Annotated in this window: 19 protein-coding genes; 9 read left to right on the forward strand and 10 right to left on the reverse strand. The window is 54.0% G+C overall.

Going from position 1 to position 21596, the window contains the following annotated elements; all coding sequences use genetic code 11:
• Positions 1 to 115: 115 nt before the first annotated feature.
• Complete coding sequence (locus tag RKA07_RS06030; protein ID WP_310965868.1) at positions 116 to 721, forward strand: nucleotidyltransferase family protein; 606 nt, start codon at positions 116 to 118, stop codon at positions 719 to 721.
• Here the strand turns inward: RKA07_RS06030 and RKA07_RS06035 are convergent.
• From RKA07_RS06035 to RKA07_RS06045, 3 genes are all read right to left on the reverse strand, one after another.
• Complete coding sequence (locus RKA07_RS06035; protein ID WP_200201057.1) at positions 681 to 1772, reverse strand: response regulator; 1092 nt, start codon at positions 1770 to 1772, stop codon at positions 681 to 683. The two genes, RKA07_RS06030 and RKA07_RS06035, sit on opposite strands and share 41 nt — an antisense overlap.
• Before the next feature lie 62 nt (positions 1773 to 1834).
• Positions 1835 to 3166 (reverse strand): MORN repeat-containing protein, encoded by a 1332-nt coding sequence (locus tag RKA07_RS06040; RefSeq protein ID WP_200369330.1) that lies wholly within the window; start codon positions 3164 to 3166, stop codon positions 1835 to 1837.
• A 113-nt stretch (positions 3167 to 3279) separates the two neighbouring features.
• Positions 3280 to 3741, reverse strand: coding sequence for a hypothetical protein (locus RKA07_RS06045; RefSeq protein WP_200201055.1), 462 nt, complete (start codon positions 3739 to 3741; stop codon positions 3280 to 3282).
• Between the two features lie 102 nt (positions 3742 to 3843).
• On the opposite strand from RKA07_RS06045, the gene RKA07_RS06050 reads away from it, so the two are divergent.
• On the forward strand, positions 3844 to 6768 hold the full coding sequence (locus tag RKA07_RS06050) for an insulinase family protein (RefSeq protein WP_310965869.1): 2925 nt from the start codon (positions 3844 to 3846) through the stop codon (positions 6766 to 6768).
• Between the two features lie 56 nt (positions 6769 to 6824).
• Here the strand turns inward: RKA07_RS06050 and ppsR are convergent, their stop codons facing one another.
• Positions 6825 to 7640, reverse strand: a complete 816-nt coding sequence (gene ppsR / locus RKA07_RS06055) for a posphoenolpyruvate synthetase regulatory kinase/phosphorylase PpsR (protein ID WP_200369332.1) — start codon at positions 7638 to 7640, stop codon at positions 6825 to 6827.
• A 224-nt stretch (positions 7641 to 7864) separates the two neighbouring features.
• Between ppsR and ppsA the strand changes: the two genes are divergently transcribed.
• Complete coding sequence (gene ppsA, locus RKA07_RS06060) at positions 7865 to 10237, forward strand: phosphoenolpyruvate synthase (RefSeq protein WP_200369333.1); 2373 nt, start codon at positions 7865 to 7867, stop codon at positions 10235 to 10237.
• 41 nt (positions 10238 to 10278) lie between these two features.
• Positions 10279 to 10758 (forward strand): ribonuclease E activity regulator RraA, encoded by a 480-nt coding sequence (gene rraA / locus RKA07_RS06065; RefSeq protein ID WP_200201051.1) that lies wholly within the window; start codon positions 10279 to 10281, stop codon positions 10756 to 10758.
• 16 nt (positions 10759 to 10774) lie between these two features.
• Here the strand turns inward: rraA and RKA07_RS06070 are convergent, their stop codons facing one another.
• The 3 genes from RKA07_RS06070 to RKA07_RS06080 form a co-directional block, all read right to left on the reverse strand.
• Positions 10775 to 11065: a PilZ domain-containing protein gene (locus tag RKA07_RS06070; protein WP_200201050.1), complete on the reverse strand. Its 291-nt coding sequence runs from the start codon at positions 11063 to 11065 to the stop codon at positions 10775 to 10777.
• A 5-nt stretch (positions 11066 to 11070) separates the two neighbouring features.
• Entirely contained in the window at positions 11071 to 11742 is a 672-nt protein-coding gene (locus RKA07_RS06075) for a TIGR04211 family SH3 domain-containing protein (protein ID WP_310965872.1), read from the reverse strand.
• A gap of 127 nt (positions 11743 to 11869) precedes the next feature.
• On the reverse strand, positions 11870 to 12169 hold the full coding sequence (locus tag RKA07_RS06080; protein WP_200201049.1) for a YciI family protein: 300 nt from the start codon (positions 12167 to 12169) through the stop codon (positions 11870 to 11872).
• 139 nt (positions 12170 to 12308) lie between these two features.
• Between RKA07_RS06080 and RKA07_RS06085 the strand changes: the two genes are divergently transcribed.
• Positions 12309 to 13187 carry a PHP domain-containing protein gene (locus RKA07_RS06085; protein ID WP_310965874.1) on the forward strand — a complete coding sequence of 293 codons (879 nt, stop codon included), beginning with the start codon at positions 12309 to 12311 and terminating at the stop codon, positions 13185 to 13187.
• Here the strand turns inward: RKA07_RS06085 and RKA07_RS06090 are convergent.
• On the reverse strand, positions 13184 to 13726 hold the full coding sequence (locus RKA07_RS06090; protein WP_200201047.1) for a YecA/YgfB family protein: 543 nt from the start codon (positions 13724 to 13726) through the stop codon (positions 13184 to 13186). The genes RKA07_RS06085 and RKA07_RS06090 overlap by 4 nt on opposite strands.
• 3 nt (positions 13727 to 13729) lie before the next feature.
• On the reverse strand, positions 13730 to 16900 hold the full coding sequence (rne, locus tag RKA07_RS06095; protein ID WP_310965876.1) for a ribonuclease E: 3171 nt from the start codon (positions 16898 to 16900) through the stop codon (positions 13730 to 13732).
• A gap of 614 nt (positions 16901 to 17514) precedes the next feature.
• Between rne and rluC the strand changes: the two genes are divergently transcribed.
• The 3 genes from rluC to RKA07_RS06110 are packed head-to-tail and all read left to right on the forward strand — an operon-like array spanning position 17515 to position 20289.
• Complete coding sequence (rluC, locus tag RKA07_RS06100; protein WP_310965877.1) at positions 17515 to 18579, forward strand: 23S rRNA pseudouridine(955/2504/2580) synthase RluC; 1065 nt, start codon at positions 17515 to 17517, stop codon at positions 18577 to 18579.
• Positions 18579 to 19226 carry an HAD family hydrolase gene (locus RKA07_RS06105; protein ID WP_200201044.1) on the forward strand — a complete coding sequence of 216 codons (648 nt, stop codon included), beginning with the start codon at positions 18579 to 18581 and terminating at the stop codon, positions 19224 to 19226. The genes rluC and RKA07_RS06105 overlap by 1 nt, the downstream gene beginning before the upstream one ends.
• Before the next feature lie 37 nt (positions 19227 to 19263).
• Positions 19264 to 20289, forward strand: coding sequence for a S49 family peptidase (locus RKA07_RS06110; protein WP_310965878.1), 1026 nt, complete (start codon positions 19264 to 19266; stop codon positions 20287 to 20289).
• Positions 20290 to 20298: 9 nt separating this feature from the next.
• Here RKA07_RS06110 and RKA07_RS06115 read toward each other — a convergent pair whose 3' ends face one another.
• Positions 20299 to 20898 carry a Maf family protein gene (locus tag RKA07_RS06115; protein WP_200201042.1) on the reverse strand — a complete coding sequence of 200 codons (600 nt, stop codon included), beginning with the start codon at positions 20896 to 20898 and terminating at the stop codon, positions 20299 to 20301.
• Between the two features lie 138 nt (positions 20899 to 21036).
• On the opposite strand from RKA07_RS06115, the gene RKA07_RS06120 reads away from it, so the two are divergent.
• Positions 21037 to 21591, forward strand: a complete 555-nt coding sequence (locus tag RKA07_RS06120) for a YceD family protein (protein ID WP_200201041.1) — start codon at positions 21037 to 21039, stop codon at positions 21589 to 21591.
• Positions 21592 to 21596: the final 5 nt, after the last annotated feature.

Genomic DNA, 21596 nt, shown 5'->3' on the forward strand with positions numbered 1-21596 from the left:
TGTCGAGCTAATGCCTTGAATCGTTGCTCGCCACTCTTTTCGTGTTCATTGCTTTATCAGGAGCGACATCATAACTGCCTCTCGCCATGACTTCGATCAGGATTTTCCGGCACTTGTGCTCGCAGCCGGGGCTTCCAGCCGGTTTGGTCGCCCCAAGGCTCTATTAAAGGTGAGCGGCGAACAGGGGCGAGGTCACATTCTGCTGGATAACGCCATCGGGCAAGCCAGGTTGCTTAGCCGGGATGTGCGTGTTGCCTGCGGGGCCTGGTATCCGTTGATTCGTTTTCGCTGCAGCCAGCAGCCCTCCAGCTGGGTGCCTGTGCCTGATTGGCATGAAGGCATGGCCGCTTCCCTGGTAGCGGGCATCCGAAGTTTGGGGCCGAGGGCCAGGGGAGTGTTTGTGTTGGTGGTGGATCAGCCGCTGTTAGACAGAGACGCCCTTCAAGCGTTTGGTGAAGCTGTGAGATGTTTTCCGAAGACGCCAGCGGCCGCAGATTATGGCCGGCGCCCAGGTGTGCCAGCCTATCTGCCGCGGTGGCTTTGGCCAGACGTGCTGACCCTTGAGGGTGATCGAGGTGCAGGGGGGCTGTTGGCAGAAGCCAATGCGACGCGAATGGATATTCCGGGTGTCCATGACGACATAGACACCCCGGAAGATTGGGCGAGAATCAGGGAGGTGCTTAGCCGAAGAGCCCTGCAAGCCAGGCAATACCCAGACTGAATACCCCGAGGCTAACAGCCAGTCCGACGGTGTAGATTCGGGATGAAGCAGAACGTTGCTGCGCTACAAACAAGTCAATTGTGCGCTGAGCTATGTCTTCAGCAGTCTCACGGGAGATTTCGTGAGCTTGCTGGATGGCTTCAGATTGCAGTGTTTGCCAAAACTCCGTATCAATGGTTTGTACGCTGGTAATATGGTCCTTCAGTTCTGCCATGTGGTTTGCAGTAAAACCAGAGTTGCGTGAGAGGTCCTTTTTAAGGTCGGCAAGTTCCCGGCCCAGATTTAGATTTACCTCAGCCGCGACTTCATCGCTCAGATTTCGGGTCCGCTCTTCTATCATTGCTCTCATGGCGCCCAAGCGATCTTCAATGATGCTTTCCTGCTTGCCCCTTGACTCATCCAGCGCGCGCTTGAGATTGTCAAACTGCTCATCAAACAGTGAGCTGAGCAATTCATGCAGATTGCTATTAACCTGGCCATGGGCTGCAGAGCGGGCAATCTGTTCAATCAGATCGCTTGTGAGCGGTACGGTGCTGGATGTCTTCTTGCCATTGAGGGCAGACTCAAGATCGGACCGCTCGGCTGACAATTCCAGCGATCCGCCTTGGGTAACTCCAATAGCCAGGTCGTCTTGTTCTGCTTCCTGTATCGGTGCGAGAGGGAGGGATCCAGCTTTCAGATCAATGGCCAGTTGCTCAAGCACCATGCCAAGGCCGTCTGGTTGAGTGGGCTTGGTAAGGATGTTGTAGACCCCGAAGTTTTTCGCCTCTTTGGTGAAAGATGACGACTTCTGAGACGTGCACATAATGATTGGTATGCCCGCGGTGTTCGGATTGCTCTTGATGGCCTTTGTGGCTTCCACGCCGTTCATGCCAGGCATCAGGTGATCCATGAAGATGACGTCCGGATGTTCGTTGCTGTCCAGAAAGTCCAGGGCTTCTTCGGCTGAGCCTGCCATGTTGACATGCATGTCACGGCTTTCCAGCAGTTTGCTCAGGGCAAACCTGGCTACCTTGGAGTCGTCCACCAGAAGAGCATTCTTGATCGCCATCCTTACTACCTCAAGCTGTTACTTCAATCGCGTTGTTTATCGGGCTGGTTTTACTATTAAAGCTACCAGCCTTCGAGTTTCGGGCACTGTGTGGCCCTGTAGCTTTTGTCCCGATAACACACGCCGGGCTCTGTCGTTCTGGCAGTGAATATCTCACCTGCCGCCGTGGTCAGGCGAACCTGCCCATAGGGTTCACCGTGGCGGAATGTCGCCTCGATGGAGCTGCCATTCGGGTTGCGCAGCAAACCATTTCCGTGGAACTTGCCTTCAATATACTCGCCTTCGTATTTCTTGCCATTGGCAAAAACTTCCGAGCCACGGCCATGGAAGGTGCCATTTGAAAAATCGCCTTCGTAGTGACGGCCATCCGGGTAGGTGAGGGTGCCACGCCCGTGAAAGTCGCTGTTGCGAAACCCTCCGACATACAGCATGCCGTCTGCTGTTGTCAGGGAACCGTGGCCGTTGAGCCGACCCTGTGACCACTCCCCGGTGAGGATGTCACCATTGGCAAGGGTGAGAGTACCTTGGCCCTGGAACGAATCGTCGGCAAATTGCCCGGTATAGCGTGAGCCATCGGCGTCGCGCCATGCGCCTTCACCCGAACGCTTGCCATTTTCCCAGTCACCCTCATAGCGAGTGCCATCCGGGTACCAGGCTGTGCCCGAGCCGTGGAAAGCGCCATCTGCAAATTGACCTTCGTATTTCAGGCCGTCTTTGTCTTCATAGGTTCCGTCGCCGGTCTTTATGCCACCTCGCCAATTCCCGTTCTGGTAATTAACGGTGGTGTAGGCTTCAAGTTTGCCTACGAGGGTCAACTCGTTGCCAGCATCGAGGGCAACGCTTTGCTGCCAGGGGCGGAACCCGTCCTTTTTGATGGTGATGTCGTATTTGCCTGGGGCCAGTTCAAGGTCCAGTCGCGTTGGGCCGTATTCCTTGCCGTTGATTTCAACCCGGTCGCCAGCCACGTTAGAGCGCAGTGTAAGGGTGCCGGTTGTCGGGGCAGGTGACTGTTCTGGCACAGCCTTGGCGGTATATGTGGCCATTGCTGCTGGCGGTTCCGCAGAGGCAAGCATGACCGCCTCATCCGGAAGGTCGGGAATATTGAATTGCTCGGCGCTCGCCGGCTGTTCCATCGGGAGTGTTTCTGCTTCAACCGGTGCTTCTGCAACAGTTTCAATTGCTGGTGCTGGTGCTGGTGCTGGAGCTTCGACGAGCACTTGTGGGCTTTGTGTTACCGCTGGTTTGTTTGCGGGCTTCGGTAGAGTCACATTTTGCGCGGGTTGCAGAGGCGCGGCCGCAATTGGCATTTCGCTCCGAACAGAAGCAAAGCCAGCTGTTACCAGAAGCATAAGAGCCAGGGCATTCAAAAACAAAAGTGGTCTGAAATCGACCATGGCGGAACCTCTTAATCCTGCATTCTACAAATTCGCGAGCAAGTTCATCTTACCCAGCGAGAGCGGCGTTATGTAACAGAAAGTGTCTGAACTTGGCCAGAATGCTGGCCAAATCACACTTTGGACGGAAGCTGGTCATGGTTGAGCTGTTCCCAGGCTCTCATGTAGACATCGGCTTCATATTCGTAGGGTGATTTGAACGGTGTCAGAACAAAATCAAACATAAGGAAGAAAAAGCCTACCGATGCCCAGGCGATGGTCAGGGTGCTGAGTGTTGTAGCCTGAACCTCCGGGTTGCTGCTCACAAAATCCTGGAGCAGCGGGATCAAGTCTGACGCCATCACTACAGGATTGAAGCTGGACAGCACCAACGGTATCCAGAAGGCCATAAATATGGGGAAGAAACCGAACGACCAAAGCAGGCGGCGCGCCAGGTAGATAGCCACCTCGCGCCAGAAGCGCTGGCGCACCTCGGGGGACTTGCGAATGCGCTCCAGGTACCGGCGGCGTTCTGCCCAATAGGCTGCGACTTCGGGAGCCTGGGCGGTTTTTGTGGGGCCTGAAAGTGTGCTCATGATCCAGGGAGCTACCTTATAGCTAGGGTGACGGATACAGGATAACTGATACTACGTGTTACCCTGTCATTCTCCAATTGTTTAACGACAGGAATAGTTTGAATGGCTGCAGTGATCGATAACGCAATCCACCCGGCTTTTGAGAAGCTTCGCAGTCACCGGATTGACACGCTTAATCTTGATGTTGAAGAGTATCGTCATATAAGAACCGGTGCCCGTCATCTCCACCTGGCGGCGGATAATGATGAAAACGTGTTTTTTGTGGCGTTAAGAACCTTCCCTATGGATTCTACCGGCGTTGCCCATATTCTTGAACATACGGCACTGTGCGGCAGTGAGCGCTATCCGGTTCGCGATCCGTTTTTCATGATGATTCGCCGCTCCCTGAATACCTTCATGAATGCGTTCACCAGCAGCGACTGGACGGCTTACCCTTTTGCCAGCATGAACCGAAAGGATTTTGACAACCTATTGTCGGTTTATCTGGATTCAGTATTTTTCTCTAAACTGGATCCCTTGGATTTTGCTCAGGAAGGGCATCGGCTGGAGTTTGAAAAGCCCGATGATCCCAGCACCGAGTTGGTATACAAAGGCGTTGTCTACAACGAAATGAAAGGTGCCATGAGTTCGGCAACCTCACAGCTCTGGCAGAATCTGAGCAGTCACCTTTTCCCGACAACGACCTATCATTACAACAGTGGCGGCGAGCCGGATCACATTGTTGATCTGAGCTATGACGACCTCATCCGCTTCTATAAGCATCACTACCACCCAAGTAACGCCATTTTTGCCACTTACGGCAACATTCCGGCCCATGAACACCACGAACGCTTCGAAGAGCTGGCTCTCAAGCGGTTCGACAAGCTGGATATCAAACTGCCAGTGCGCGATGAAAAGCGAATGTATGCGCCGGTCCGTGTAGAGCAGGGCTACGGCGTTACCGAGGGTGAAGACACCACCGGTAAAACCCATATCGTTATGGGGTGGCTGCTTGGACACAGCTTTGATCTGCAGGAAAACCTGGAAGGCCATTTGTTGTCCGCCGTGCTGCTCGAAAATAGCGCCTCTCCTCTGATGCGCGCGTTGGAAACCACGGATATCGGTCACGCACCTTCACCCATGTGCGGGTTGGAGGATTCCAACAGAGAAATGACGTTTATTTGCGGCATTGAAGGAAGTGAGCCGGAGAAGCTCAAAGATCTGGAAGCCTTGATCGAGACAACGCTTGAGAAAGTGGTTGAGGAAGGCGTTAGCGAGGAGCGCCTGGAAGCGATTCTTCATCAACTGGAATTGCATCAGCGCGAAATTGCAGGAGACAGCTTCCCTTATGGCCTTCAATTGATCATGAGTGCTATAGCCCCCATGGTTCATGGTGGCGACCCGGTTGAGCTGCTTGATCTGGAGCCTGTTCTGGCCGTTTTGCGTGAGAAAATTCGCGACCCGCAATACATCCCGGACCTGATTCGTCGCAAGTTGATCAACAACCCGCACCGGGTAACGCTCACTTTGCGGCCAGATGACAAGTTGGATGGGCGCCGTCAGCAGGCCATTCGTGAGGCCCTGGCGAAACGCAAGGCAGAACTCACCAGCGAAGAGGTTATGCAGATTGTTGAGCGTGCCAAAGCGCTGGAAGAGCGGCAGATGCGTAAGGATGATGACTCCATACTGCCAAAGGTTGATCTCACGGATGTACCGCTGCAAATGCCCGAGCCGGAAGCACGGTTTGACGGGGATATTTCAGCAACGGTTTATGCGCGGGGAACCAACGGGCTGATTTATCAGCAGGTTGTGTTGCCACTGCCTGATTTGACGGAAGATGAGCTGTTGCTCCTGCCGTATTATGGTGCCTTGATTTCAGAAGTTGGCTGCGGTGAGCTGGATTATCTTCAGATGCAGGACCGAATTTCGGCAGAATCCGGTGGAATTGGTGCCTCTTTCAGTACCAAGGGGCGCATTGATGATGTTCAAAACCTCTCTGGCTATATGATCTTCAGCGGCAAAGCGCTGGCCCGCAACCGAATGGCTCTGACGAAGCTGCTCCGTGATGTGTACACCAGCGCCCGCTTTGATGAAAAAGACCGTATTCGGGAGATTATTGCCCAGATTCGCGCGCGTCGAGAGCAGTCGGTAACCGGCAGTGGCCACGCTTTGGCCATGGGTGCAGCGTCCCAGGGTATGGGGCCTGGCGCCTGGTTGAGTTTCCGTCTTGGGGGGTTGGCTGGTATTCGCGGTACCAAGGAGCTGGATCAGTCCCTGAAAGATCCCGCGGAACTTGCTGCTTTTTGCCAGAAGCTGGCTAGCCTGCATGACAGGATTCGCCAGCAGGCTCGCGAGTTCCTTGTCATTGGTGAGGAAGAGCAGCTTCCTGCGCTGATCGACGATCTGAAATCCTGCTGGCAGGGCGATGAGGGGGTAGAGTCATCCAGCTGGACAATGGAGCCTGTGAATTTCGTAACACGCGAAGCCTGGCTGACCTCTACTCAGGTAAACTTCTGCGCCCGTGCATACAGCACCGTGCCGATCGATCACCCCGATGCAGCGGCACTTACTGTGCTGGGTGGTTTCCTGCGCAATGGTTACCTGCACAGGGCTATTCGGGAGAAGGGTGGTGCCTACGGCGGCGGCGCCTCCCAGGACAGCGTGAATGGCACCTTCCGCTTTTTCTCATACCGGGATCCGCGCCTGTCAGAAACCCTTGAAGACTTCGACAAGGCACTGGTATGGCTTCAGGAGACTGAGCATGAGTATCAGGAGTTGGAAGAATCCATTCTCGGAGTGATCGGCCAGCTAGATCGCCCGCGCTCTCCAGCGGGTGCTGCGCGACATGCGTTCCACAACAAGCTGTTTGGTCGCAGTGCTGAGCAGCGCGCACGCTTCCGCGAGCGGGTGCTGTCAGTGACGCTTGAAGATCTCAAACGGGTTGCGACAACCTGGCTGCAGCCTGCAAAGGCCAGTACAGCAGTAGTGACGGGTTCTGAAAACCGGGCTTTAGCTGAAGGCTTGGGGCTGGAAATTCAGGAGCTGTAAGTTGCAGGCAGGCAGGTCGGTAACGGCCTGCCTGCTAAAAATCGGTAGGCCAGATTTCAGCGATTTCTCTTGAGCCCCGTAGTAACCATGATGCGAGTCGAAATTTCCTCCACGGAATAGGCTGTCGTGTTCAGGTACGGAATGCGCTCCCTCCGGTACATAAGCTCTATTTCTTCGATTTCGTGCATGCATTGCTGGATGGACGCGTAGCGAGAGTTTGGTCGCCGTTCATTCCGGATGGTGGCCAGTCTTTCCGGCTCAATGGTCAGCCCGAATATTTTTTCCTTGTGAGGCCGCAGAGCAGTGGGCATCTGCTGATCTGAAAGATCGTCTTCGGTGATCGGATAGTTGGCGGCTTTCACGCCATATTGGAGCGCCAGGTAGAGGCAGGTTGGGGTTTTGCCACTACGGGAGGCACCAACCAGAATCAGATCTGCTTCATCGTAATGTCGTGTGCGCGCACCGTCATCGTTGTCCAGGGCAAAGTTCACCGCAGCGATACGGCGCTCATAAACACCTTCGTTATTAATCGAATGGGATTTGCCCACAGAATAAGACGAAGACGACTGCAGCTCATTTTCCAGCGGCCCCAGAAAGGTCCCGAAAATATCCACCATGAAGCCCTGGGCATCTGAAATGATTTCCCGGATAGAACTATCAAGAATTGTGTCAAAGACCAGTGGGCGGGCACCGTCGGTTTCAGCTGCACTGTTAATGCGTTTGACCATGTCCCGCGCTTTTTCAACATCGTCGATATAAGGTACGGTGACGCGCTCGAAATCAATTTTACCGAATTGGGCCAAAAGACTGTGTCCAAGGGCCTCAGCGGTGATGCCGGTACCGTCAGAAATAAAGAAGGCTGTACGTTTCATGATGTTTTTCCGGCTCCGTTGGCGCAGGGTTGTCAGGGCGAATCTGGCAGGGTGGCACCGGAAAGCAGCATGCACTTTCTCGGGAGCTCCCTAGGTAAATTCCGAAGGTTACAGTATCATACACGGCAAGTTCGAGACTCCGCAGTGGTTGTTGTCCGCTTTTTACGCTTGCTACCGCTGGCCCGGTTTATTCTTTAGTTACACAGATTCAAGGGAGACACGCTTTGGAAGATTACATAATCTGGTTTGATCACCTGGGAATGTCCGATGTTGACCGGGTTGGCGGGAAAAACGCTTCCCTCGGTGAAATGATCAGTAATCTCGCCAATGCTGGTGTAACCGTTCCCGGCGGTTTTGCCACCACTGCACATGCATACCGTGAGTTTCTGGCTAAAGATGGCCTGAAGGACAAGATCGATAGCCTCCTTGATGATCTTGATATCAATGACGTGAACGAACTTGCCCGTGTGGGCGCGAAGATACGTCAGTGGATTATTGACACACCTTTCCCTGAGGCCCTGGACGTTGCGCTGAAAGAAGCCTACAGCCAAATACTTAACGGCAACGATAAGATGGCCGTGGCTGTGCGTTCTTCTGCAACTGCAGAGGACCTGCCAGATGCTTCGTTTGCAGGGCAGCAGGAAACTTTCCTGAACGTAGTTGGCCTGGAGCAGGTTCGCACGTCGGTGAAAGAAGTGTTTGCTTCTCTGTTTAACGATCGTGCGATTTCCTACCGCGTTCATCACGGTTTTGATCACAAGCTTGTTGCCTTGTCTGCCGGCATCCAGAAAATGGTCCGCAGTGAAACTGCGTCCAGTGGTGTTATGTTTACATTGGATACGGAGTCAGGCTTCCGTGGTGTAGTGTTTATCACCGGTTCTTATGGTCTGGGTGAGACTGTTGTTCAGGGCGCGGTTAACCCTGATGAGTTCTATGTGCATAAACCCACTCTGGCGTCTGGCAAGCCCGCTGTGTTGCGCCGGAATCTGGGTAGCAAGGCCATAAAAATGGTTTATCACTCAGATCCAGCCAGTGGCCAGTTGGTGGAAACCGTTAAAGTTGACCCGGAAGAGCGCGGCCGTTTCTGTATCACAGACTCGGAAGTTGAAGAGTTGGCCAGGCAGGCCATGATCATCGAGGAGCACTATCAGCGGCCCATGGATATTGAATGGGCTAAAGATGGCGATGACGGCAAGATCTACATTGTGCAAGCTCGTCCGGAAACCGTTAAAAGTAGGGCGTCTGCCAATGTTATGGAGCGTTACCTGCTCAATGAAACCGGCACAGTGTTGGTGGAAGGTCGGAGTATCGGCCACAAGATTGGCGCAGGCCCGGTCAAGATTATTACCAGCATCAAGGAAATGGATCGAGTTCAGGACGGCGATGTTCTGGTAACGGATATGACAGATCCCGACTGGGAACCAGTGATGAAGCGGGCATCTGCAATTATCACTGATCGTGGTGGCCGTACTTGCCATGCTGCGATCATTGCCCGTGAACTGGGCATTCCAGCGGTTGTTGGTTGTGGCGATGCCACCGAGATTCTGAATGACGGCCAGGAAGTCACCGTGTCTTGTGCAGAAGGTGATACCGGTCTGATCTACGAAGGCGCTCTGGATTTTGAGCTGCGTGAAAATACCGTAGATTCCATGCCGAATATCCCGTTCAAGATCATGATGAACGTGGGTAACCCGGATCGTGCCTTTGATTTCCAGTCGCTGCCTAACGAAGGCGTTGGCCTGGCGCGCCTTGAGTTCATTATTAACCGTATGATTGGTGTGCACCCCAAGGCGCTGCTGAACTTTGAGGGTTTGCCAAGGGATATCAAGCAGACGGTAGAAAAGCGTATCTCTGGCTACAGCTCCCCGGTCGATTTCTACGTGGACAAGCTTGTTGAAGGGATTTCCACCCTGGCCGCCGCATTTTCGCCGAAGAAGGTCATAGTGCGCCTGTCTGACTTCAAATCCAACGAGTATGCCAACCTGATCGGCGGCACCCTGTACGAGCCAGATGAAGAAAACCCGATGCTGGGTTTCCGTGGAGCTTCCCGCTATATCTCTGAAACCTTCCGTGACTGTTTCGAGTTGGAGTGCCGTGCACTGAAGAGGGTGCGCAATGAAATGGGCCTGACTAACGTAGAGATCATGGTGCCCTTCGTGCGTACCGTGGGTGAGGCTGAGCAAGTGGTCAAGTTGTTGGCTGAAAATGGTCTTAAGCGTGGCGAGAACGGCCTACGGGTGATCATGATGTGCGAACTGCCGGGCAACGCGTTGCTGGCAGACAAGTTCCTTGAGCACTTTGATGGTTTCTCTATCGGCTCCAATGACCTGACCCAGCTTACTCTTGGTCTGGATCGTGACTCGGGTATTATTGCGCACCTGTTCGACGAGCGGGACGAGGCCGTCAAGATACTTTTGTCCAACGCTATTCAGGCGTGTAAAAAGGCAAATAAGTACATTGGCATCTGTGGCCAGGGACCATCTGACCATCCTGATCTCGCAAAATGGTTGATGGATCAGGGTATTGATACCGTATCTCTTAACCCGGATTCGGTTCTGGATACCTGGTTCTTCCTGGCAGACGAAAAAATCGACTGACTTTTTCTGCATTTACTTTGGCAATTAAGGAGAGCGACAAGGTGGCAACGATTATTACCCCGGACTTGTGTGATGAATTTCCGGAAGTTGAGGTGGCAGCACCTGGCTTTAATAACTATGGCGGAGTAAAGGCCTTCGGTGGTGAAATCGTCACCGTAAAGTGCTTTGAAGATAACTCTGTGGTTAAAGAGCAGGTTGGCCTGCCAGGCAAGGGTCGTGTGATGGTAGTAGACGGTGGCGGCTCAATGCGCCATGCGTTGCTGGGCGATATGCTGGCAGAAAAAGCCGCCAGTAATGGCTGGGCAGGCTTGATCATATACGGCTGTGTGCGGGATGTAGATGAGATTGGAAAGACGGATCTGGGGGTGCAAGCGCTGGCTACCTATCCCCGGAAAAGTGAAAAGCGCGGTCTCGGCGACCTGGATGTACCGGTAACATTCCACGGAGTGACCTTCCGCCCAGGCCACTACGTGTATGCTGACAACAACGGTATCATCGTGTCAGAGAAACCCCTGGTATAGAGCCAGGGGAGTGCGCCTAGCGGGTGACTTCGCTGATGTTGGCTCCCAACAGAAAGCCGTCACCCTCAGGCTCGCACCGTGTCACTTCGCAAATGGTTTCGAGTGGAGGAAACTGGTCACTATTCGGATGAAGTACAGTGCTCAACTCTTCCCCTACTGCAACCGGGTTTTTTACTAGTAGCTGCATCCCCGTGGCACTGAGATCTCTGCAAGTGCCTGCGAAGGTATTCCCTTTGCTGTCAGTGATTTCTATTTCTGACTCAACCTGCATGCGATGAAAATCGCGCTTCTCCGAATAGTCCTTCATATAATTCACGCCCAGTTGTCTGTTTTTCTTGTGGGTTTGAGCATTGGTATGAGCAGAGCCAGAAGAACGCCGCCCAACACAAGGCCAGCACCAACCAGCATGAAATCAGATTCTTTGCCAGCTTCCAGTCGCTCGTTTTCGGCGGTCAATACTTCCAGATCATTGCGCAGCTTCTGATTCTCCTCCAGTAGTTCACGATTTCGACGTACCAGGTTGATCGAATCTGACGCTATGCTTTTGATGCGTCTGAGTTCCTGTTGCAGCTCCTCTGTCTGGGTAGACAGGGTTGATTCTGCCGTACTCAATGTGTCCCGTTCATTGGACACGTCCTTCAATTGCCCTTTCAGCGAGGCTAACTCGCTTTGTGCCTGCTCAAGCTGACGGCTGACGGTTTTCAATCTGTCCGCTGCGATGGGCGTTTCACTGAGATATTGGGTGGAGACCCAGCCATCATTACCTTTTGGCGTACGTACTCGAGTATAGCCGGTATCCGAAACTTCGATAACTTCCAAAGCTGTGCCGCTGGGTACGGCGTTTTCAATGATGCGGTATTGGGTGCCGGCACCGGAGCGAACAGGTAGGTAGAGTTGATCGTCAACCCAGACGGTTTTCGCCTGAGCCATAGCGATGGATGACAATACAAAAAACGCACTGATGGCAAGGCGAAAAAGCGTCACTGGCAAGGTTCCCACAATGTTCGGTTTAAAAACTCGTTAATTTCAAAGCCGCAATTTTGTCACAGATATGCGGTGGTTCAAGCGAGCTGTCATTACAATAAGCTCATGGAGCTCTCGATCAATAGCATTAAGGCAGAACTACTTTAAACGGTTTAACTGTTACTTTGTTGTAAACACCTGCATCCATATAGGGGTCGCTAGCCGCCCACGCCTCAGCCGCGGCAAGGGAGTCAAATTCCGCTACAACGAGACTGCCTGAGAAACCGGCATCACCCGGATCTGGTGTGTCTATGGCAGGGTGCGGCCCTGCAATGAGAAGTCGCCCTTCTTTTTTCAGTTGTTGCAGGCGCTCGATATGAGCAGGTCGTGCACTCTTGCGCAGAGTAAGGCTGTTATCGACGTCTTCACTGATAATGGCGTAGTACATGGGGTCTCCGGTTCCTTGGGGGCCGTGCAAAGTGATGCATGGAGTTGTGGGGCTGGTACACTGTAGGCTCCGGTTAGCATAGTCAGATATGAGCCTCTGTTGCCATTCACTCCGTTATTTATTTCATTTGGGAATTTTTGTGACTATACCGCAAGACCCTATTTTGTGCATTGATCTGCATTGCCACAGTACCGCGTCAGACGGGGCTCTTTCACCAGGTGAGCTATTAGCTCGCGCTGCTGAGAAACATGTTACCCATCTCGCTCTTACGGATCACGATACGATTAGCGGTCTTGCAGAGGCACAGGCTGCAGCGGAAGCCGCTGGAGTGGTGCTGATTTCCGGTATTGAACTTTCCTGTTTGTGGCGGAGTCGAACGATACACATCGTTGGTTTGGACTTTGACGTCAACAATAGCGAATTCATTTCTGCGTTGGAGCAGCAAAACCGTAACCGTTGGGCCAGAGCGGCGATGATTGCCGAGCGTCTGAGCAAGCTTGCCATTCCGGATTTGCTTGATCGTGCCACTACTGAGGCTGGCGGAGATGTGCCTGGCCGACCACATTTTGCACGGGTCATGGTGGAGTCAGGCGTGGTGAAGAATGCAGCGCAGGCGTTCAAGCGCTACCTGGGCGCGGGTAAAGTTGGTGATGTGAAGGCCTACTGGCCAGAATTGCAGGAAGTTGTGCAATGGATTAATGCAGCAGGTGGGATTGCGGTGCTTGCTCACCCGAGAAAATATCAACTTACTGCAACGAAATTGCGTGAGTTGACGGCGGATTTTCGCCGGGCCGGGGGGCGGTCCATTGAAGTGAGTACGTCGGGGCAGTCCAGCGGTGATCTCGGGTTTTTGGCAGAGTTGTGTATGCGGGAGAAGCTTCTGGCGTCTCAGGGCAGCGATTTCCATTTTCCTGGCGCGCCCTGGTGTGAGCTAGGGCGGATTATGAAAATGCCAGACGGGCTGGAGCCGGTCTGGCATCATTTCAAGCAGATTCCTGGTGCTAGCGCACCGGTTTAATCCGGTGCGTGGAACAGCAGGTAAAGATCAGTCAGCGAGTCGGGGATAGCATCTGCCATCTGGCCTGACAATTTTTCGCTGCTACGAACGTTCTGGAAATCTTCATCATCAAACAGTCCTGACAGTGTCAGCATGGGCACCATCAGATCGGCTGTTTCCTCTTCGCTCGCGGCATCCAGCCACTCATCTTCATGCTCCAGGAAGGTGTCCACAAAGCCCGCACACCAGTTTTCCAGTGCGTTCATCGGGTCACCATCCTCCGGTTCCGGAAGCTCAATAGCCTGGCCCATATCGAGGGCTTTGATCATGTCTCCCGCCAGTTGCGTAACGCACTGGCGGAAGGTCTCCGGAATTCCGCCGCCGGGTGTGTCATCGGTGCCAGTTACGAGCCGGAAAACGGTTTCCACACTCAGTTTGGCAGGCCCGACGACGCTGGCGCAGACCACGCCGTGAAAGCCGAAAAAGTCCAGGGCATCATCACCCCAGGGTTCCGCGAACAGTATGTCTTCCAGCGCTTCGATGTCGGAATTGGACAGCATTGGTTAGTTACCCTCGAGTTTTTTGGCTGCTTCGGCCGCTCGTTGACGCTTGCGCACTTCACGAGGATCGTTGTATGCGCGCCCAGGGGTTACTGGAATGCCAGTATCCTCAGTCGGCTTGTCTGCGGCTTCCGGAGCTGGAGCGCTCTGTTCTGTCGCTGGCTTATCTGCCGGAACTTTCTCTACAGGCTTTTCCGCTGCAGGAGCTTTTGCTCTGCTTCTGGCGGGCGCTGATCTTGGCTTCCTGGTCGGCGCAGCTTCGTTTTCAGCAACAATAGTCTCTGCCTTTGCAGGGGGTGTTTCTTTGGTCTGCCTGGCTGAAGACTCTTCTGTTTTAGCGGAAGGCTCCTCTGCAGCTTTAGCCGGGGATTCCTTAGCCGCTGTAGCTGACGGTGCTTTGTCCTCTTCTGCCAAGGGTGCGGCAGCTTCTTTGTCAGCAGCAGCTGAAGGTTTCTGCTCGGCTGCTGCAGCAGGTTTCTGCTCCAGCTCAGTTGAGGGCTTGTTTGCAGACTCCGGAGCGCGCTCGCTAACGCTCTGAACCTCAGGCTCTTTGGCCTTTGGGGCAGGGGGTGCTTTGCTTGCTTCGGTTGTTGCGACAGGCGCATCAGATTTTGGCGTGGCAACAGGCGCCTCCGGCTTTTCAGCTGCTGAGTCTTTAGCTGGCGCGTGAGGCTTTTGTGCCTGCTCAGGTTTTTGCTGAGTCTCGGTGCTGGCCTCAGCAGGAGCTGGATTTGCCTTGTGCGTAATAGCCTTCTGCTCAGGCTGCTTTTGCTCGCTTTGCTGAGCTACTGGCACATTGGCAGTAGCCTGGGCCGTGCTCTTTTCAGATACCGCTGCGGCGGCTGGTTTCACGCTAGTGTTGTCACTGGCTGCTTCTGGCTGAGTGTCCTTCTGATGCCGCTCATTGCGGGTGCTCTTGCGGGCAGCCGGAGTAGATGCCGGGGTCTCGGAGGGTGAACCGTCCCGATTACGGGGGCGGCGTGGCTTGCGACGGGTATCGTCAGAACCGGATTTTTCAGCAGCAGCCTTTTGTGGGGCTTCCTGCTGAGTCGTGTCTTTTTGATCGCCGTTATTTTTAGCATCACGCTGAGGGCGGTTACGGTTTTGACCACGGTTCTGGCCATCCTTGCGGTTGTCCCGACGATTGTCTCCGCCGCGGCTTTCACCATTTTTGCTTTCAGAACCTTTGTTGTCACTGTCATTAGCCTGACGGTTCTGGTTGGGGCGGCTCTGGTCGTCATTTCGGTTGCGGCCGCGCGAGCGGTTATCGTCACCGCGGTTTGGCTGACTGCTGCTTTGACGGCGCTCGTTAGGTTTGCGGTTGGTTCCGCCGGTATTCTGACTATCGCGGGCAACACGAGTTTTACGGCGATCTTGCCGTGCCTGGTTGCGCTGATCTTCGCGGCTAGCGTTCGCCTTGGCGTTGCCACTGGCTTCGCTTTGAGGCTCTTCCTCACCACTAAAGAAGCACGCAATCTTGCGGCCAATTCTGCGGAACAGGCCGTCGTCCTGCTCGGCTGGTGCCTGGGGTGCAGCTTGCTGGGCTGCGGCCGTCGGAGCGGGTGCTCTTGGGCGGATAGCTCTTACGGCAGCCTGTTCGCGAACAGGCTTGTCTGCGGCAGGTGCTTCAAAGACTTCTTCTTCGCGCTCACTGTATTCCTGAGCTACCTGGTGGCTTGAAATGTGCTCGGGAGTGGTTTCGTCGTCGCGCATGCGCAAAATTTCAAAGTGCGGCGTTTCCATGTGAGGAACCGGCACGATAACAATGTTCACTTCCTGGCTGGCTTCAATGTCTGCAAGCTGTTTGCGCTTTTCGTTAAGCAGGAAGGTGGCCACAGAAACCGGCACTATGGCCCGGACTTCTCCGGTCTTGTCTTTTGATGACTCTTCGTAGATCAGGCGCATGATGCTTAGCGCCAGAGATTCGATACCGCGGATGGTGCCTTGGCCTTCGCAGCGTGGGCAGACTTCACTGCGGGTTTCTCCCAGGGAAGGGCGTAACCGTTGGCGCGACATTTCCAGCAGGCCGAAGCGTGAGATCTTGCCTACCTGAACACGGGCCCGGTCGATTTCCAAGGCTTCGCGCATTTTTTGCTCAACTTCGCGCTGGTGTCTGGCCGGCGTCATGTCGATAAAGTCGATAACGATCAGGCCGCCCATATCCCGCAAACGGAGTTGGCGTGCGATTTCTTCGGCTGCTTCCAGGTTTGTCTGATAAGCCGTCTCTTCTATATCCTGGCCCTTGGTGGCGCGGGATGAGTTGATGTCGATGGAAACCAGAGCTTCTGTCGGGTCGATAACAATAGACCCGCCCGAGGGAAGTTTTACTTCGCGCTGGAACGCGGTCTCAATCTGGCCTTCAATCTGATACCGGCTGAACAGCGGAATTTCATCCTTGTACAGCTTGATCTTGTTTTCGAACGTAGGCATTACTGCGCGGACAAAGTTAAGTACATCCTCGTAAACGCCTTCCGAGTCGATCAATACCTCGCCGATATCCTGGCGGAGATAGTCGCGAACGGCGCGGATGATAACGTTGCTTTCCTGGTGAATAAGGAAGGGCGCTTTGCGCTCACCGGCCGCCTGAGTGATGGCTTCCCAGAATTGCACGAGGTAATCGAGATCCCACTGGAGCTCTTCAGACGTGCGCCCGATGCCTGCAGTGCGCACGATAATGCCCATGGACTTGGGCACTTGAACGCTGTTCATGGCGTCTTTTAGCTGTGCGCGCTCTTCACCCTCAATGCGCCGGGAAATTCCGCCTGCGCGTGGGTTGTTGGGCATCAGAACAAGATAGCGACCAGCAAGGGAGATAAATGTTGTTAGGGCAGCGCCTTTGTTACCGCGCTCTTCTTTATCAACCTGAACAATAACTTCCTGACCTTCGGCAACCACTTCCTTGATATTCACCTTGCCTTCGATCTGGCCTGGTGACTTTTTGAAGTAATCCCGGGAGATTTCCTTGAGAGGAAGAAAACCGTGGCGGTCGGCGCCAAAGTCCACAAATGCAGCTTCGAGGCTAGGCTCTACTCGGGTAATGCGCCCTTTGTAGATGTTGGCTTTTTTCTGCTCGCGGGAGCTGGATTCGATATCGAGGTCAAACAGACGCTGGCCGTCAACCAGGGCGACGCGCAACTCTTCTGGGTGAGTTGCATTGATGAGCATTCTTTTCATGGAAAGTGGTTATTCCTGTCAGTAAAATTTGACAGAAAACCGTAGGGCGTCGCATCTGCGAAGCAGGGATATGCGTGCCGCTGGCCCTGTTACATCAGGGGGGTGAGCGGCGGACAGACGGATCATTCCCTTCCGGGGTATGACCCTGTTGATCTGAGACCACCGCCGACAATCCGCCTGCCTGATGGCAGAGAGGTGTCATGTAGGGTTCGTATCTGTTGACGCATATAATCCGTTTTCAAGTTCACACAAGTGCCTGGGTCTCACGTCGTATTCGTAAGCTGGACGGCCCGGCCTTGCGTGGCAGTGATTCTTCGCGATATCGCCCGGCGGTTTTCCGCGCGGTTTCAGTTTTTCCGGTGTCAGCTCACCGTTTCTTTTTACGGGTCTGTCCTGACACTCCGGAAGCATTTCTTACGCCGTGCCCGATAGTGATTGGGCGTCCGACGTTCAAACTCTTGAATAGTGTCGGTATACTCTTCTGCCGCTCCGGCTTCTGACTAGAGTAGGTCAGGCCGTAGACAAACGACAGATCACGCCGGAATATAACAGTATTCACAGAACCGTTCAATCCTGCTTGTATCGCCAGTTATACCACCCGTTAAAGGAACCTTATGTCCCGCAAAATTGCTACCGGAAAGCCCGCTAAATCCCGGGCGAGAAAACCGGCGCCTCATCCGGTGTCTCGCGAAGACAGCAAGCATGCAGGCCCTGGCCGGGAGGCAGTGCAGCAGGGTGTTGTATGGGTGACGGTGGATGAGGATAACCATGGGCAGCGTCTGGATAATTTTCTATTGGCGCAGCTTCGCGGTGTGCCCAGAAGTATTATTTATCGGATTGTGCGCAAAGGCGAGGTGCGGATTAATAAAGGCAGGGTTAAGCCAGATACTCGCCTTGTAACGGGCGATCAGGTGCGCATACCACCAGTTATACGTAAGGAGAAAGCGCCGCAGGCGGCTCCTGGTAGCCGGGTGCAGAGCGTGGTCGAAGCAGCCATCGTGTTTGAAAATGACCAGATGCTGGTGGTTAACAAGCCATCTGGAATAGCGGTGCATGGTGGCAGTGGCCTCAGTTTCGGGCTAATAGAGGTGTTGCGGTCCGCTCGCCCGGAAGCGCGTTTTCTTGAGTTGGTGCATCGCTTGGACAGGGACACTTCCGGGTTGGTTATGGTTGCCAAAAAGCGCTCTGCATTGCGTTTTCTGCAGGACGAACTCCGGCAAAGGCGCATCCGCAAGCAATACCATGCGTTGGTGGCCGGAGATTGGCCAAGTAAGCTGAATCGGGTTGATGAGCCGTTGTTGCGCTATGAAATGCCTAATGGAGAGCGGCGGGTCAGGGTGGATCAGGCTGGCAAGGCCTCTTTGACGACCTTTCGTTGCCTGACGCGTTATACAGGATATACCCTGGTGGAGGCCTCGCCAATTACTGGTCGGACCCATCAGATTCGTGTGCACAGTTTGTGTGCCGGTCATCCAATAGCGGGGGATGACAAGTATATGGATGATGTAAGTCTCAAAGCGTTTCGGGCGGTTGGTGGGCAGCGTTTAATGTTGCACGCCCGGGCTCTCGAGCTTTCCCTGCCTGTTACCGGGGAGATGGTGCGGTTTGAGGCCCCTTATGATGATGTATTCAGTCACGTGCTTGGCAGGCTTGATGTGCGTGCGACGGGAGCAGAGTAATGGATGTGAAAGTGGTGATTTTCGACTGGGACGGTACCTTGGTGGATTCCGTAGATCATATTGCCGATAGCCTGCACCAGGCTGCCACGGATCTTGGGTTCCCTGCGCTGGAGAGGGAGGCATACCGTGACATTATAGGTCTGGGTATGGTCGAGGCGCTGGAGAAGTTGTACCCGGGGCTGAGTCACGAAGAGATAACGAGTATACGGGAGGGGTACGCCAATTATTTTTTCCGCAAGGTAACAACACCACAGAATCTTTTTGAGGGGATGGGGGAGGTTGTACTGAATCTCCAGCAATCTGGCCGCGGGTGCTCGGTGGCAACCGGTAAGAGCCGCAGGGGTTTGGATCCGGCGCTGGTTTCCAGTGGGCTGGGGCCGCATTTCGATATTACCCGCTGCGCTGATGAAACCCGATCCAAGCCGGATCCGCGCATGCTTGAAGAGATTCTTCTGTTTTACGGTATCAAGCCTGCCGAGGCCGTCATGATCGGGGATACCCGTTATGATCTGGAGATGGCCCAAAGGATTGGTATGCCGTCTATTGGTGTTGAGTGGGGGGTGCATAAGCGCGACGTGCTTGGTGGTTATGCGCCTCACGCTATCGTAGATACTGTGGCGGACCTTCGCGACGTGCTTGGTTTGTAGCCAGCCTTGGTAAATTTGTCTATAGCAGGAAATGTGCATGAGTGACTGGGATTCCGATAAAACGGCTGAGTGGGGTGACAAACCTGCTGAGCAAGGTGCATTGCGACGCAAGCCAAATCTGCCGCCAGAGACTGGGCGTGACTGGAAGTTGATAGAAAAACTGGTTATGTCGTTACAGTCCGAGCAGCGCCGTAGCCGGCGGTGGGGTATTTTTTTCAAGCTCCTTACCTTTGCTTATTTGTTTGCGCTGCTGGCTATTGTCTGGTCGCCACTCGGCGGCGGCCTTGAGGCAACAACCAGCGAGCACACGGCAGTTGTTGAAATTAACGGGCCAATTTCTGCAGATGAGATTGCCAGTGCCGACAACATTGTTGGTTCATTGCGTTCAGCGTTTGAGCAGGAAAATGCTCTGGCGGTGATATTGCGCATTAATAGCCCGGGAGGTAGTCCTGTTCAGTCCGGCTATATTTATGATGAGATCAAACGGCTGAGGGGCGAATATCCCGAGAAGAAGGTCTATGCGGTGATCTCGGATATCGGTGCATCCGGTGCTTACTATATTGCAGCTGCGGCTGATGAAATTTACGCAAACCGCGCCAGCCTCGTTGGGTCTATTGGTGTGGTTGCCGGTGGTTTCGGGTTTACAGGTGCTATGGATAAGTTGGGGGTTGAGCGCAGGCTTTATACCTCAGGTGATAACAAAGCGTTTCTGGACCCATTCTCCCCCGAGCAAGAGGGGGAGGTGGTCTTCTGGCAAAGCGTGCTCGAGAATACCCATCAGCAATTTATAGCGGCCGTAAAAAAAGGGCGTGGTGACCGTCTTGCAGATGATGAACGGCTGTTTAGTGGATTGGTTTGGAGTGGAGAGCAGGCGCTGGAGCTTGGGCTGATTGATGGGTTGGGCAGTACGTCTTATGTGGCCAGGGAGATTGTCGGTCAGGAAGAGTTGGTCGATTACAGCCGCCGTAAGGGCGCCTTGCGGGATCTAGTGGATCAGCTTGGTGTCTCCTTGGGACACGGAGTCGCTTCGCAGCTCGTAGAGTCCCGACTGGAGTTGCGTTAGTGGCGGGGGCTACCGGGATTCCAATAACGGATTTCTCCCCCATGCTATCAGCATTTCATTGAGTGCGATCAGTGGAAGGCCGACAAGGCTGTTCGGGTCTCTGCCTTGCAGTTCCCTGAACAGGGTTATTCCCATGCCTTCCATTTTGAAGCTACCTGCGCAGTCGTAAGGTTCTTCTTTGCGCAGGTACGCATCGATTTCTTTGGCCGACAGTTCGCGGAAATGCACGGTAAACTGCTCGCAGGCGATTTGCAGGTTTCCGGAATCGGAGTCCAGAAGAGCAAGCCCGGTGTGGAAATTGACGCTTTTGTTGCTGCACTGCTCCAGTTGCCGAAATGCAGTTGAGTAATTTCCGGGTTTACTTAGCAGGGCTCCGCTGGGTAAGGCGGCAACTTGATCTGATCCAATAATCCAGTGGCTCGGATATATGGGCGCCAGGGCTCTGGATTTGCTTTCGGCCAGGCGCCTGGCCAAAGCCACCGGATCTTCTCCTGGCGCTGGCGATTCGTTAATATTCGGGCTTGCGCAGGTGAAGGGCAGCCTCAGTCGAGCTAAAAGCTCCCGGCGATAGGGAGAAGAAGACGCCAGCAGTAGGTGTTTTTGGGGCATGATAAGGGCGCTCCTTCAATAATTTCGGCCAATTTTCGTGCCCGTATCGTAGAATACACCTACGAAAACGGAAAGCCCTTGGCAAAAGCGGACGAAGTCTTTGACAGCAGCGAGCTTCGCCCCTAGAATTGCGCGCCTATGTCAAATGCGTCTAGTGCCGAATTACCAAAGATAGTCGACCCATACAAGTTGGCGGAGCACAACAGCGTGCTGGAGGGAGAAATTCCTCTCAGTGCATTGTCTCGTTTCCGTGAAGCTGTTTTTGGGTTTGAAGATGGCGCTGTCTGTCGCGTGAAACTGTCCTTCTACAAGGATAGTGAGCGTCGCCGCATCGTCTCGGGTGAGTTGGAAGTTCCGGTCAATCTGGAATGCCAGCGCTGCATGGGGCCTATGAAGTCCGTGTTGGTTTCCCGGTTCGTTCTTGGGCTGGTGACCAGCGATGAACAGGCGCAGGGGTTGCCAAAGGACCTTGAGCCTTTTCTGACTGATGATTTCAGTGCGGATTTATGGTCGATGACAGAGGACGAGTTGCTGTTGGTTTTGGCACCGTATCCTCTTCATGATCGCGGCGAATGCCCGGCTAACGAAGATCTGAAAGCCTATGAGCCAGATGGATCTTCAGAAAAGCCTGAGAAGAAGGCAGGCGATAACCCGTTCAGTGTGCTGGCGGGGCTCAAGAATACAAAGCATTAATCAGG

Source organism: Marinobacter xiaoshiensis (genome assembly GCF_031631795.1).
Taxonomy (GTDB): Bacteria; Pseudomonadota; Gammaproteobacteria; order Pseudomonadales; family Oleiphilaceae; genus Marinobacter; species Marinobacter xiaoshiensis.

Coding starts and splice junctions, on each gene's coding strand:
- RKA07_RS06050 (WP_310965869.1), top strand. CDS start 3,844: ATGGCTGCAGTGATCGATAACGCAATCCACCCGGCTTTTGAGAAGCTT.
- RKA07_RS06080 (WP_200201049.1), bottom strand. CDS start 12,169: ATGTACTACGCCATTATCAGTGAAGACGTCGATAACAGCCTTACTCTG.
- RKA07_RS06090 (WP_200201047.1), bottom strand. CDS start 13,726: ATGCTGTCCAATTCCGACATCGAAGCGCTGGAAGACATACTGTTCGCG.
- RKA07_RS06045 (WP_200201055.1), bottom strand. CDS start 3,741: ATGAGCACACTTTCAGGCCCCACAAAAACCGCCCAGGCTCCCGAAGTC.
- RKA07_RS06115 (WP_200201042.1), bottom strand. CDS start 20,898: ATGCCCCAAAAACACCTACTGCTGGCGTCTTCTTCTCCCTATCGCCGG.
- RKA07_RS06035 (WP_200201057.1), bottom strand. CDS start 1,772: ATGGCGATCAAGAATGCTCTTCTGGTGGACGACTCCAAGGTAGCCAGG.
- RKA07_RS06110 (WP_310965878.1), top strand. CDS start 19,264: ATGAGTGACTGGGATTCCGATAAAACGGCTGAGTGGGGTGACAAACCT.
- RKA07_RS06070 (WP_200201050.1), bottom strand. CDS start 11,065: ATGAAGGACTATTCGGAGAAGCGCGATTTTCATCGCATGCAGGTTGAG.
- RKA07_RS06120 (WP_200201041.1), top strand. CDS start 21,037: ATGTCAAATGCGTCTAGTGCCGAATTACCAAAGATAGTCGACCCATAC.
- ppsR (WP_200369332.1), bottom strand. CDS start 7,640: ATGAAACGTACAGCCTTCTTTATTTCTGACGGTACCGGCATCACCGCT.
- rne (WP_310965876.1), bottom strand. CDS start 16,900: ATGAAAAGAATGCTCATCAATGCAACTCACCCAGAAGAGTTGCGCGTC.
- rluC (WP_310965877.1), top strand. CDS start 17,515: ATGTCCCGCAAAATTGCTACCGGAAAGCCCGCTAAATCCCGGGCGAGA.
- RKA07_RS06040 (WP_200369330.1), bottom strand. CDS start 3,166: ATGGTCGATTTCAGACCACTTTTGTTTTTGAATGCCCTGGCTCTTATG.
- RKA07_RS06105 (WP_200201044.1), top strand. CDS start 18,579: ATGGATGTGAAAGTGGTGATTTTCGACTGGGACGGTACCTTGGTGGAT.